Source organism: Candidatus Limnocylindrales bacterium, from assembly GCA_035571835.1.
Taxonomy (GTDB): domain Bacteria; phylum Desulfobacterota; class Binatia; order UBA1149; family CAITLU01; genus DATNBU01.
Window position 1 is genome coordinate 95,519 of record DATNBU010000001.1, and the last position, 12,697, is coordinate 108,215.

The 12,697-nt window shown below is 64.5% G+C and carries 10 protein-coding genes and 1 tRNA gene; 3 read left to right on the forward strand and 8 right to left on the reverse strand.

Translation table 11 applies throughout. From position 1 onward, the window contains the following. Nucleotides 1–147 precede the first annotated feature (147 nt). The gene (locus VN634_00400; GenBank protein HXC49315.1) at nucleotides 148–804 is read left to right on the forward strand and encodes a hypothetical protein; all 657 of its coding nucleotides are present in this window, start codon (nucleotides 148–150) and stop codon (nucleotides 802–804) included. A gap of 66 nt (nucleotides 805–870) precedes the next feature. On the opposite strand, the gene VN634_00405 is transcribed toward VN634_00400, so the two are convergent. The 7 genes from VN634_00405 to VN634_00435 all read right to left on the reverse strand — a co-directional run bounded on the left by VN634_00405 (nucleotide 871) and on the right by VN634_00435 (nucleotide 7,098). Then, nucleotides 871–1,344, reverse strand: a complete 474-nt coding sequence (locus VN634_00405; GenBank protein ID HXC49316.1) for a DUF4440 domain-containing protein — start codon at nucleotides 1,342–1,344, stop codon at nucleotides 871–873. A 136-nt stretch (nucleotides 1,345–1,480) separates the two neighbouring features. Then, on the reverse strand, nucleotides 1,481–2,170 hold the full coding sequence (locus tag VN634_00410) for a hypothetical protein (protein HXC49317.1): 690 nt from the start codon (nucleotides 2,168–2,170) through the stop codon (nucleotides 1,481–1,483). A gap of 125 nt (nucleotides 2,171–2,295) precedes the next feature. Next, nucleotides 2,296–3,666, reverse strand: coding sequence for an adenylate/guanylate cyclase domain-containing protein (locus tag VN634_00415; protein ID HXC49318.1), 1,371 nt, complete (start codon nucleotides 3,664–3,666; stop codon nucleotides 2,296–2,298). Nucleotides 3,667–4,021: 355 nt separating this feature from the next. Continuing rightward, nucleotides 4,022–4,243 (reverse strand): type II toxin-antitoxin system HicB family antitoxin, encoded by a 222-nt coding sequence (locus tag VN634_00420; protein ID HXC49319.1) that lies wholly within the window; start codon nucleotides 4,241–4,243, stop codon nucleotides 4,022–4,024. Between the two features lie 71 nt (nucleotides 4,244–4,314). Beyond that, nucleotides 4,315–4,389, reverse strand: a tRNA-Glu gene (locus VN634_00425). A gap of 63 nt (nucleotides 4,390–4,452) precedes the next feature. After that, a complete protein-coding gene (locus VN634_00430) occupies nucleotides 4,453–5,595 on the reverse strand; it encodes an acyl-CoA dehydrogenase family protein (GenBank protein HXC49320.1) in 1,143 nt (380 codons plus the stop codon). 168 nt (nucleotides 5,596–5,763) lie between these two features. Next, nucleotides 5,764–7,098, reverse strand: a complete 1,335-nt coding sequence (locus tag VN634_00435; protein ID HXC49321.1) for an alkaline phosphatase family protein — start codon at nucleotides 7,096–7,098, stop codon at nucleotides 5,764–5,766. A 188-nt stretch (nucleotides 7,099–7,286) separates the two neighbouring features. Here VN634_00435 and VN634_00440 point away from each other — a divergent pair, with 188 nt between their 5' ends. Both VN634_00440 and VN634_00445 read left to right on the forward strand, forming a co-directional pair. Further along, the gene (locus tag VN634_00440; protein ID HXC49322.1) at nucleotides 7,287–8,840 is read left to right on the forward strand and encodes a hypothetical protein; all 1,554 of its coding nucleotides are present in this window, start codon (nucleotides 7,287–7,289) and stop codon (nucleotides 8,838–8,840) included. Nucleotides 8,841–8,944: 104 nt separating this feature from the next. Next, nucleotides 8,945–11,209 (forward strand): aconitate hydratase, encoded by a 2,265-nt coding sequence (locus VN634_00445; GenBank protein ID HXC49323.1) that lies wholly within the window; start codon nucleotides 8,945–8,947, stop codon nucleotides 11,207–11,209. On the opposite strand, the gene gltX is transcribed toward VN634_00445, so the two are convergent. Beyond that, complete coding sequence (gene gltX / locus VN634_00450) at nucleotides 11,190–12,674, reverse strand: glutamate--tRNA ligase (protein HXC49324.1); 1,485 nt, start codon at nucleotides 12,672–12,674, stop codon at nucleotides 11,190–11,192. The two genes, VN634_00445 and gltX, sit on opposite strands and share 20 nt — an antisense overlap. Nucleotides 12,675–12,697 lie beyond the last annotated feature (23 nt).

A 12,697-nucleotide genomic window follows, 5' to 3' on the forward strand; every position in this document is an offset into this window, starting at 1 on the left:
GCCGGCGTGGTCGCATGGGCGGTTGCCGTCGGTGTTCACTACGTCGCGTGGCTGTGGCTGACGTTCGGCTCCAGCGGAATCCTCGGACGTGCGCAGCCGTTGCATGCGTGGTTTACGCTGCCCAGGTCGCTGCTCGTCATGCTCCTCGTGGTCGTTCCCGCCGAGATCGCTGCGCGAAGATACGCGTTTCGCGGCAGGCTGATGATCCGGGCCGCCGCATGGGGCGTGCTGTGCACTGCGATCGCCGGTCCGTCATTCTTCGTGTTTACTGGCAAGAATCTGGCTGCTCTTGCAGCTGCCGCCGGCCTTTCTTGCTGGCTGCTGGCGAAGCTCGACCTGCCGTCCTTCGCCGGAGAGCGCCTCGATTCGTTCATTCTGCGCGCCCGGACTCGGGCGGGCGACCCTATCCTGCTCGCCGCGCTGTGCGCTCTCGGCATCGCCGCGGTCGCTGGCGCTGCGTTGACGGCGCGCTCGCCTGCCGCCGATCTGACCACACTCCTCAACAGCACCAGCACGCCGATCAGCGACGTCGAGTTAAAGCTCGGCAAGACGATCGTTCGATTCGGTGACATACCGATCGGCGGCCGAAGATATGTGCCTTTGTGGAGACCATCCAACCTCGAAGACTATGAAATTCGCTGGCGCGAACCCTCGGGGGCACCGCAAACAGTGAAATTCCGAGGGCGCTTGAAAGGACCGCCGAACATGGATCTGCGGTTCGAGATCCTCTCCGATCGCGTCCGAATTCTTGACGGAGAGTATCCGATGATCGGCGACAACGAGATTCTCGTCACGCGAGAATGAGTCAGATACCCTAGACCTGGTTGATTCCGTCCGCCCGAAGCGTCGCCACCTGGCCGAATCGCTTCACTACTTCGCCGCCGGAAGATCGTTCCAGATATCGCGGTGGAGCTTCCACGTTCCGTCGGATTGCCGCTTCCAGACCACGAGGTACTTGGCCCTCGCCGACGTGTCCGGCTTGCCTTGCGCTCGTACGACGAGCTCCACCGTTCCGGTTTCGAACGCGATGTCGCCACTGCGCTCCACGTCCGTCGTCGTGAGCTTCGCGCTCGCGACGCCACTTTCATGCGTCTTCTTCCAGAACTGTCCGATCGCGAGGTTGCCGCGCACGATCTCCTCGCCGGGCGGGAACAGGAACGCATCGGCAGTGTACATGGCGGAGAGGGCTGTGCCGTCTCCGCGAGCAAAAACTTCGCTGAACTTCGCATTGGCGGCCTCGATGGCCGTGCGCGCTTCGGCCGCTGGGTCTTCGGCGGCGGGTCCCGGTACGGGCGACGAGGCAATGATGCACAGCACAGAAACGATCGCGGCGATGAGCTTCATCGGATTCTCCTTTTCTGCCAACCGCGCGAGCGCGCCGTTGCGAGGGAAATCCTGTATCGGAAAAGTTCGATTGGGAAGCCGTGCTGGCCTTCCAGCAGGGCATTCGGATCCTGATTCGCAACCTGGTTGCGCCAGATCATCCATCTGAGGACGAACCGTGCGGACCCGGACGGTGAACTCCCGACACGGCGCCCCATAGCCCGAAACTCAACATCCAGGCAATGACAAGCCCGGCGCCCAGCCGCAGGTTCATCGCGCCACCCGGCTCCGTGAAACCGGTCATTCCAAAAATCGTGATGGTTTCGATCGCCTGTTCGACGATACAGACCGCACCGAGAATTCCGATCCATCTCGGGATCGTCTCTTTGTTTCCGAGCGCGAGCATCGTAACCGGCAGCATCATGGTGGTGGTGAAGCCGGTCAGTATCGGTCCGAAGAACAGCGAAATATCGTGCACGGTGCGGGCCGTCGCCGGCTGCAGCTGGTCGGCGTGCAGCGCCAGGCCTCCCATGACCATCGCGGGAATCACCGCGGTCACAAAGAGGCCGATCGCGCCAAGAAAATACATATCCCGGTACGACGTCGGCAGAAGAAGCCGCAGACGTGCGAACATGAAGGCACCCGGTGGAATCCCCACCGTCAGCATCCACAGCGCCCAGCGCACGTGATCGCCGCTGCTACGGTACCAGGAGAGAACCTCTTCCCCGGTGGCGGCTGCAGTCGGAGCGTCAGCGATCAGTCCTCCACTGATGACAGTCAGCGTGATCGAAAGGACTACGGCAGCGGCAAGCACGATTGAATCCGAATGGCCTGTCGTCTTCTTCATGCGTGTTCCTGTTGACCGACGCTCACGCCGTCTGACGCGATCGGCCAGTGCGGCGGCGGATGACCGGCAGCGTGGCCACGGCCGGGATGTCGAGCGGTTTCAATCCATTCCGCGAGCCGGAGTTGCTACCAAAGGAACTCCCAGATGCGGACAGGTTCCTTGAAACCGGCAAGCACCGGCTGGCCGAGCTCGGCAAAGAGAAAATCCTTGCCTCCCACCAGCTGCCGCACGACGTCCGCCACGACCACCTGGCCCCCCTCAGCCTGATCGGCAACTCTTGCGGCAAGAATCACGGCGCTTCCGAACAGGTCGTCGCCCTCGGCGATGGGTTCACCCGCGTTGATTCCGATGCGGATACGAAGTGGTTCGTCGTTCGTTTCCGCGCCGGCGGCCACGGCTCGCTGCAACGCCGCCGCGAAATGGAGCGCGAGCGTCGCAGCAGGAAACGAAGCCATGAAGCCGTCGCCGAGCGCCTTCAGTTCCGTCCCCCCGTGGGCCCGCAGTGCATCCCTGGTCATCCGGTCGTAGACCCGCAGAACCTCGCGCCCACGTTCATCGCCCAGGCGCTGCATCATCGCGGTGTGGCCGGCAACGTCCGTGAACACCACGGTGCGAAAAGCACCGGTCGCTGCTGCCGCGACCGGAGCAGCAGACGAAGCGTGCACGGTGCCCCCGAGGAATTCCTCGACGGCGCGAACAGTGTCATCGCTGTCCCGAATCGACACGAGTCGGGCATCACCGAGGCCGGCCATGAGATTGCGAGCGAGGTCGGCGCGAAAGACGTGCGAGGCGCTAGCCGATATGCAAACCAGCACCGGCGCCGCGATGTCGGGCAGAAGCGGCGTCAGATCGACATCCTTCGACGCCTCCTTCCACGCGACGAAATCCTCCTGACCCAGGCAAACGCGCATGTGCGCGGCGCCTATTCGCGCGCTCTCCGTCCATCCGAATCGCCAGAGTGCCATGGCATCTGTTCCGAGCTGCCAGTCCGCCCTCGCGAGCTCGTCCACGGCCTTCAGACGCGGCGTGTCCCACGCTCCGGAACCGCGAATCCAGGCATCGGTCAACACCAGGTGCGAAACGCGTTGCGGATTACGGGCCGCAAACGTGATGGCCACGAGCCCGGCCGACGAGGAGGCCTCGATGGCGAAGCGCTCGAACCCGACGCGATCGGCAACTGCCGCGACGTCCAGGATGCACGCATCGAGTGAACAGTCGGCGACGTCACGATCGGAGAGCCCGCTGCGTCGCAGATCGATCCGCACCACCCGCCGGTTGCGTGCAAACTGTTCGAGCTCCGCCCGATCGAACAGGTTCGAAGGGAGCCGCCACTCGGCCTCGACATGGCTGACCAGCTCCGGCCGAAGCACGACGAGCGGAACGCCGTCACCTTCGCCAAAAGTGGAGTAGGCAATTCGGACGCCATCGGTTGTCGTGGCGTACTGGATACGGGGAGTCACCGGACTCCCATATCCCAACGAATGACGGCGTTCCATGCCGCGTCGAGCGGCACATCGCACGCTTCAACGCGCGCATCGAGAAAGAAGACTGCTAGTGACCCTTATTACTCCGAGTTGGAACCAGCTTTTCGGCTGGCTTCGAGAACTGGACGCGGTGCGATCTTCGGCGACCGCTCAAAGCACGAGGTCATCGGCCGTCAGGCCGGTATCCCGTAGAATCTGACGGAGAGTCCCCGCCCAAGCGTCTTGCCGGAGTGAACCGGCACAGTCGTACGACGTCGATCGGCATGCCGGAGAATCAGGTGGCTGCCGCTCTGTCGAACGGGCTCGAAACCGTAACGATGGAGGATTGCGAGTAGTTCCCTGGCCGTGATGGCAGGGAGGTGCGGACTCATACCGCGACTCGCACCTTTGTCGCACCAACTTCGTCGTAGATCGGCTCAGCTGTGTCGATGCGATCCTGCACGTGCAGGCGAATCGCGTCGGCGATCAGCGCGCGAGCTTCCTCCTCCGTCTCCCCTTCCGTGTAGCAGCCCTGAAGCCCGGGGCAGATGGCGAGGTATCGGCCGTCTTCATCGCGCTCGATCACGACGGTGAACTCGTACTCGGTCATGAGAGCACCGTAGCAGGAGTCCGAGCAGCGGCACAACCCGCCCCGAGGAAGCTATGACAACGCAGGAATGATGGTGACCCCAACCGGAATCGAACCGGTGTTTTCGACGTGAGAGGCCGACGTCCTAACCGCTAGACGATGGGGCCGCGGTGAGCAGAGGCTTCTAGATGGCGCTGCGCCGAGGGTCAACCTGACGCGGTCGCCGTCATCTACCTCCCGAGAATCTGCCGCGCGATGATTTCCTTCATGATCTCCGACGATCCCGCGAGAATCCGGTTGATGCGCTCGTCCTGGTACATGCGGCAGATCGGATACTCGTCCATGTAGCCGGCCCCGCCGTGGAGTTGCAGGCACACATCGACGGTGCGGCCGGCAAGCTCGCTCGAGTACAGCTTGATGCGCGCCGCGTCTTCGGACGTGAGCTGACCTTCGTTGTGCACCTGAACGGCGCGATCGACGTACGTCTGCGCGATATCGATCTCGGCATCGAGCTCGGCGAGCTTGAATCGCGTGTTCTGGAACTTGCTGAGCGGCTTTCCGAAAACCTTGCGCTGGCTGACGAAGTCCTTGGTTACATGCATCGCCATCTGCGCGCCGACGACGTTCCCGACCGCCGCGATCAGGCGCTCTTCGGCCAGTCCCTGCATCAGCATCAAGAATCCGCCTTCGGGCGGACCAAGCACGTGCTCGGCCGGAATGCGTACATTCTCGAAGAACAGCTCGGCTGTGTCCTGCGCCTTCATTCCCATCTTGGCAAGATTGCGGCCGCGCTCGAAGCCCGGCATTCCGCGCTCGACGAGAAACAGTCCCATCGCGTGCGTCGCATTCGGATCGGTTTTGGCGGCGACGATGACGACATCCGAAAGTATGCCGTTCGAGATGTAGGTCTTCTGCCCGTTGAGGATCCAGTCGTCGCCGTCACGAACCGCAGTTGCTTTCATGCCGGCAAGGTCGCTCCCGGCATCCGGTTCGGTCATCGCGATCGCCAGGATCGACTCACCGGTAGCGAAGCGCGGCAGGAAGCGCGCCTTCTGCTCTTCGGTCCCGAAGTTGCCTATGTACGGCGCGACGAGCCGGCTGTGCAGCGTGCTGAAGAAGCACGGATCGCCGTACCACGCGTTCTCCTCGATCAGGATCTGCTCGTAACGGAAATCCGGAAGCCCGAGGCCGCCGTATTTCTCATCGGCCCAGATCAGCAGCAGCCCGGCCTGACCGGCCTTCTCGAACGCCTCGCGGTCGACGATGCCGGCCTCGCGCCAGCGCTCGCTGTGCGGCCGTATCTCGCGCTTGAAGAACTCGCGCGCGGACTGACGGAACATTTCCTGCTCTTCGGTAAACGGTAGGCGCTGCATGGTCCCCTCTGTGGTCGTCGCCGGCTGTCCGTGACGACGGCCGGGCCGTGTAGCACGATCTTGCAACAAATGCGCAACGCGGCCCCAGGAGGTGCAGCGAAAGACATGGAGGAAAGAAGGCAGCGAAAGGTCCAGCGAAGGACGGGAGCTTCGCGATCACCGGATCCGCTACTGGATGTACCCGAGCGACCTCAGCTGCTCGAGCCGTTCGTCCTCGCCGGGTGTTTCAGTCTCCGGCAGGTTGCGGGTCTTCGCCCAGCCTTTCGGCGTGTGCGTCGGCACGGTGCGGATCGGATGCCGCGCGAGGAACTCGGCGGTGATCAGCGACGTCAGCGCCCTGCCCTTCATGTCGCTCGCGACCTCGATGCCGAGCAGCGCGAGCACCGTCGGAGCAACGTCGAAGACCGATCCGAGCGAATCGAGGTCCTTCTCGCGAACCGATTGCGGCGAGCCTGCCGACTTCGCCCGCGCGATGTCCGGCCCCGCGATCACGAGCAGCGCTTCGCTCTGACCGTGTACGCCGGTGCGCAAAGGCTTGTCGGGACTTTCCGCAAAATCGCGCTTGCGGTTGCCCGCTCCCATCCCGTGGTCGCTCATGATGATCACGTTCGCGTCCGGCGGAGCGCTCGCGAGAATCTTGCCGATGCGCTGGTCCGTGTACCGGTAGTAGTCCCTCAGGATCGATCCGTACGCCGCCACGCTCTCGGCAGATGGCGGATGCTTGTAATCGTCCGGGTACGCCCAGCGCCAGAAGCGATGCCCAAGCACGTCGGTTCCACCGAAGTACAGCATCAGAAGATCGGGGTTCGGCTCGCGGCGAAGCGTTTCTTCGGCGACGCGTTCGTAGATTGCATCCGCGCGGATTGCCCATCGGCTCTGCTTCCATAGCGGCGTCACGGCGGGATCGTCGTCGGGAGGAATTTTCGGGACGATACCCCGCACGATGTCGTCGAAATGCTTCTCCACGTCCGCGGCCATCGCGAGGATCGGCCCGTTGAGCTCGGGCGGATGAATCTGATGATCGAGCCCCTGCACGAGCTGGCCCTTGAGGATGCCGTCGGCTTCGCGCACGAGCTGCATCGACGTGTTGGCCTGGGCGACCATGATCCCGCGGATCGGCTCGACCGGATACGTCATCCACCATCCGATGAGCTGCGACGTGAGGCCGTGATCGGTGGCGATGTTCCAGAGCGCCTTGGTCCTCCGGTCCCGGTTCGTGAACAGCTTGTTCTTCGAGTGGATGAAGCCGCGGATGCCGTGCTCCGACGGCGCAACTCCGGTCGCGACCGACGTCCAGATGGCCGGCGACATGCTCGGATGCAGCGTCGTCAGCCGCCCGTAGCTTCCTCGCGACATCTGCTGCGCGAGATTCGGCATCTCTCCCTTGCGGATCAGCTCGAGCACGAGCCTCCATTCGAGCCCGTCGATGCCGAGCACGACGACCGGCCGCGGCTCGTGCCGCCCGGCCGGCGTGCAGGAGCCGACGCCGGCGACAACGACCATAAGGATCACCTTCGCGACGGCAGAGCCCCACGACCACGAACGGCGAGCGGAGCACGATCCGCACGCGCTCCACCAAAAGCGGCGAGCGGAGCGCGGTCGCACAGGATCGCGGCTGGAGAGATGCGTGTTCAACGTGTAGGGATTCATACCGGTCTGCGGCGTCCGTTCCAGCGGCCGCGGAGAACAACGTGTCGAGCAACCGTATTCGAACAGGCCTGCGCTCGGCAGATTTCTGGTACCCGGTCTTTTTCTTCGCGATCGGCATCCTCGCCTGCTGGAAGCTCAATCCGGGTCGGGCTCCGATCCAGCAGGACGATCAGGTCTACTTCTACATCTCCGAGCGTGCCGCCTCGGGGATTGCGCCGCACATCTCGGAGTTCGACCCGAAGAACGCGCTCAGCATGATGGTGAACGCGGTGTTCATCTGGTTCGGACGGCACATCGGAGCCGACGACCTGATGGCGGCGCGAACCGCCTCGATTCTCGCGGTCGGGTTCTGCAGCGCGCTGCTCTGGATCTGCGCACGCCGGATCGGCGGGACCCGGGCAATGGCCCACATGGCCGCGGTGTTTCCGCTGCTCTTCGTCGATTTCCTTACGCTCGCCGTTGCCGGCGCGCAGCCGAAGATCTTCCTCGTGCTTGCAATCCTGGTCTGGCTCTACGCGGCGACGACGCGGCGACCGTTCTTTCTCGGAGCGGCCGCGACGTGCTGTTTTCTCGTCTGGCAGCCGGCGCTGCTGATGGTCGCGATCTCGCCGGTTGCCATGTTTGCCGCAGGCGAGCGGCGTGTCGCAAACCTCGCGCGCGTCATCGCCGGAATTCTGGTTCCGATGATCTTCTATGAGGCCTATTTCTGGTGGCACGGCGCGCTCGACGAGCAGATCTACCAGAGCCTCGTGTTCGCGGCCGTGCACCACAAATCCCGGCCGAATCCTGCTTGGGTCTTCCGCAGTCTGTTTGGCCTCGGCGATTCCAATCCGGTGCGCCAGCTCGGGCTGTTCGTATTCTGCTTTGCACTGTTCGCTGCGCCGGTGGCGCTCGTGGCCATGCGACGTCGCGCGTGGACCTGGCTCGCAGGTCGTTACGACAGGATCTGCCTCATCCTTGGAGCGTATGCGACGACCGGGTTCTGTTTCATCGACTACCAGGGTTATCCGGACCGGTACTTCGTGCTGCCGTTCATCGCGATCGTCAGTGCGATCGTCGCCGGCGCGGTGCTGTCTTGGGCCGTCGGGCAGTGGTCGTCAAGAATTCCTTTGCGCGCGCCGGCCGCGATGCCGGCGTCGCTGGCGAAACACGCCGTCCCGATCGTGATCGTCATGGCAATGCTGCTCGCGATACCCTTCAAGCCGTACGAGAGGCGAAGCCTCCAGGACCAGCGTAAAGCTGCAGCGTACGTCGGCGACCTTCTTCGCCGTCACAAGACGGTCTATGTGGTGAGCGCCCTGCATCTGCTGGCGATGAACCGCACCAGCAACTTCAACTACTACGGCTTCTATCCGGTACGCATTCGCGCGTATCTCGCCGAACGTGTGAAAAAAGAAGGCCCGCTGCTGCCGCTGAGGGACGGCCGCCTTCCGGACGTGCTGCTGCAGTCGCGGATGGAGTTCGGTCCGAACCGGCGCTGGATCGAGCGCTACTACCGCCCGGAGAAAGCCTCGGTGCTGCGCAGGCAGAACATCTCGATGATGGTTCTGCGCGACGACGTAAGCCCTCCGCCGGCGACGGCAAAAGCGTTCTGACGCTCACCCCGCGATTCCGCCCGCCAGCCGGCTCGGGTCGCCGGAGCGACTGACAACCCGATCGGTTCGTGCGATATCGCGAACATCCCACCAAGGAGCGCACGATGGCGACGATCGAAAGCAGCCCCGAGTTTGTGATCCAGGCCTACAAGAAGATGCACGAGCGTCTCGCCGTGGTTCGAAAGCGCGTCGGGAAGCCGCTCACGCTCGCCCAGAAGATCATCCTCGGGCACCTGAGCTCGCCGGAGACCGCCGAGCTCGAGCGCGGCAAGAGCTACGTCGAGCTGAGGCCGGATCGCGTCGCCATGCAGGATGCGACGGCGCAGATGGCGCTCCTGCAGTTCATGCAGGCAGGCAGGCCGTCGGTCGCCGTGCCGACGACCGTGCACTGCGACCATCTGATCCAGGCCCACCACGGCGCCGCCGCCGACACGTCGCAGGCCCGGACCGAGAATTCGGAGGTCTACGACTTCCTCGCGTCGGTCTCGGCAAAATACGGGATCGGATTCTGGAAGCCGGGCTCCGGCATCATCCACCAGGTCGTCCTCGAGAATTACGCGTTCCCGGGCGGGCTCATGATTGGCACCGATTCGCATACGCCGAACGCGGGCGGTCTCGGGATGTGCGCGGCGGGCGTTGGCGGCGCCGATGCGGTCGACGTCATGGCCGGCTTTCCGTGGGAGGTGCTGCTTCCGCGAACGATCGGGGTCCGGCTGACCGGCAAGCTCAGCGGCTGGGCCGCGCCCAAGGACATCATCCTCAAGCTTTGCGGGATCCTTACGGTAAAGGGCGGAACCAACAAGATTGTCGAGTACTTCGGGCCCGGAACCTCAAGCATCAGCTGCACGGGCAAGGGGACCATCTGCAACATGGGCGCCGAGCTCGGAGCGACCTGCTCGGTGTTCCCGTTCGACGAACGGATGGCGACGTACCTCAAGGCAACCGGCCGCGCGAAGCTGGCCGAGCTAGCCGCCGCAAACATCGATCTCGTGACCGCCGACCCCGAGACCGCCGAGCGGCCCGCCGACTACTACGACGAGATCGTCGAGATCGACCTGTCGACCCTCGAGCCGCATCTGGTCGGCCCGCACACGCCGGATCTCGCCCGCCCGCTCTCCGAGGTCGCGGCCGCCGTTCGAAGCGAAGGCTATCCGGACCAGCTCAGCGCTGCCCTCATCGGGAGCTGCACGAACTCGTCGTACGAGGACATCTCGCGCGTGGCGTCGATCGCTGAGCAGGCGGCAGCGCACGGTTACAAGGCCAGGGCGTCGCTCCTCGTCAGCCCGGGCAGCGACATGATCTTCGAAACCATCCAGCGCGACGGCCAGATGGCGTCGCTCGAGAAGGTCGGTGCATCGGTTCTCGCCAACGCGTGCGGGCCGTGCATCGGCCAGTGGAAGCGCGACGACGTTGCCAAGGGCGTCCGGAACTCGATCGTCACGTCGTTCAACCGCAACTTTCCCGGCCGCAACGACGCCAATCCCGAGACGCTCGCGTTCATCGCGAGCCCGGAGATCACGCTTGCGCTCGGCCTTGCCGGATCGCTGTCGTTCAATCCGATGAAGGATTCTCTCGGCAGCAACGGCTCGAGCTTCCGCCTGTCTGCTCCTCCGCCGGCTCCCGAAGTTCCGGCCGAAGGATTTGCGACCGCGCTCGGCGGCTATCAGCCGCCGGCCGAAGACGGCAGCAAGGTCGAGATCAAGGTGAAGCCGGACAGCCCGCGCCTCGCGCTGCTCGACCCGTTTCCGAAGCCCGAAGCACCGCAGTACCTGCGCATGCCGCTGCTGCTCAAGACGCAGGGCAAGACGACGACCGACCACATCTCGCCGGCCGGCCCGTGGCTGCGCTTCCGCGGACACCTCGACAAGATCAGCGACAACATGTTCACCGGCGCGATCCGCGCAGGCACCGGCGAGCGCGGCACCACGCGCAATCCGCTGACCGGCGAACAGGGCCAGGGCGTGCCGGCCGTTGCACGTGCGCTCAAGGCGGCCGGCCGCAGGTGGATCGTGGTCGGAGACGAGAACTACGGCGAAGGCTCGAGCCGCGAGCACGCCGCGATGAGCCCGCGCCATCTCGGCTGCGCCGTCGTGCTGACGCGCAGCTTTGCACGCATCCATGAGTCGAACCTCAAGAAGCAGGGCATCCTGCCACTGACGTTCGCGAACGCGGCGGACTGGGCGAAGGTGCGCGACGACGACGAGATCTCCGTGCCCGGTGCGCTCGAGATTTCACCGGGCCGTCCGACCGACGTCGTGCTGCATCACAAGGACGGCAGCGAAGAGACGATCGCGGCGAACCACTCGTGCAACGCCGAGCAGATCGGCTGGATCCGCGCGGGCGGCGCGCTCAACCTGCTGCGTCAGTAGTCGTCGTCTTTGCGGCACCGGCAGGCGCTGCAGCGGCTGCAGCGGGCCGCAGCCGCAGCACACCGGTCGCCGCGCCGTCGCACGCCTCCCGGATGCGGGCCACGACGCGGTCGCGGCCGAGCACGTGGCAAAGCTCGAAAATCCCCGGGCTCGCCGTGCCGCCCGTCAGCGCGACGCGCAGCGGCTGGGCAATCGCGCCGAGCTTGATCCCCTCGCCTTCGCAGAACGCCCGCAGCTCGTTTTCGATCTGCGGCAGCGTCCAGTCGTCCATCGCTTGGAGCTCGAGCACGAGCTCCAAGAGCCGGCGGCGGTCGCCTTCCGCGAGATGCTTCTCGACAGCAGCCGGATCGTATTCGACCGAGACGCGCACCAGCGGTCCCATCGCGGCCGCAAGCTCGACGAGCGTGCGCGCGCGCTCGCGCACCAATGCCACACCGGATTCGAGGAAATGATCGCCGAGCGTCCGCAGCCAGTCGTCCGGCAGGAACGGCTTTACCGCGGCGGCCAGCTGCGCAGCGGTACACAATTTCATGTGCTGGGCATTGACCCATTCGAACTTTTCCATGTCCCACGCGGCCGCGGCCTTGTGGATCGCCGACGGATCGAATGCATCGACGAGCTCGGGAATCGTGAAGATCTCCTGATCGCCGTGCGACCAGCCGAGCCTCGCAAGATAGTTGAGCGTGGCTTCGGGCAGGAACCCGAGATCGCGGTAGGCCAGCAGTGAAGTCGCCCCGTGCCGTTTCGACAGCCGGCTTCGGTCCTGCCCGACGATCAGCGGCATGTGACCGTAGACCGGAGGCTCCTCGTCGAGCGCCAGGAAGATCTGCACCTGGCGCGGCGTGTTGGTGATGTGGTCTTCGCCGCGCAGCACGTGCGTGATCTCCATGTCGATGTCGTCGGCGACGTTGACCAGGTGGAACACCGGCGAGCCGTCCGAGCGAACCAGCACGAAGTCGTCGAGCTCGCTGTTCTCGAACGTGATGTCGCCGCGGATCACGTCCTTCACGACGGTCTGGCCGCCGAGCGGAACCGCAAGGCGCACGACTGCGGTCTCGCCTTCGGCCGGCTTGCGGCCAAGGTCGCGGCAGCGGCGGTCGTAGCCGAACGGCTTTCCTTCTTCCTGGGCTTTCCTCCGGCGCTCTTCGAGATCGGCTGCCGAACAGAAGCACCAGTACGCGTGCCCGCTCTTGAGCAACCGGCCGACGACGTCGCGGTAATAGTCGCTGCGCTTCGACTGGAAGATTGGCCCTTCGTCCCACGAAAGGCCGAGCCATTTCAGTCCTTCCAGAATTGCCTGAGTGTACTCGTCGGTCGAGCGTTCACGGTCGGTGTCTTCGATCCGCAGCACGAAGCTTCCGCTGTGATGGCGAGAGAACAGCCAGTTGAAAAGCGCCGTGCGCGCGCCGCCTATGTGAAGGTGGCCGGTCGGGCTCGGTGCAAAGCGCGTACGGATTTCCGACATGCGGCGGAATCAACCACGCTCGA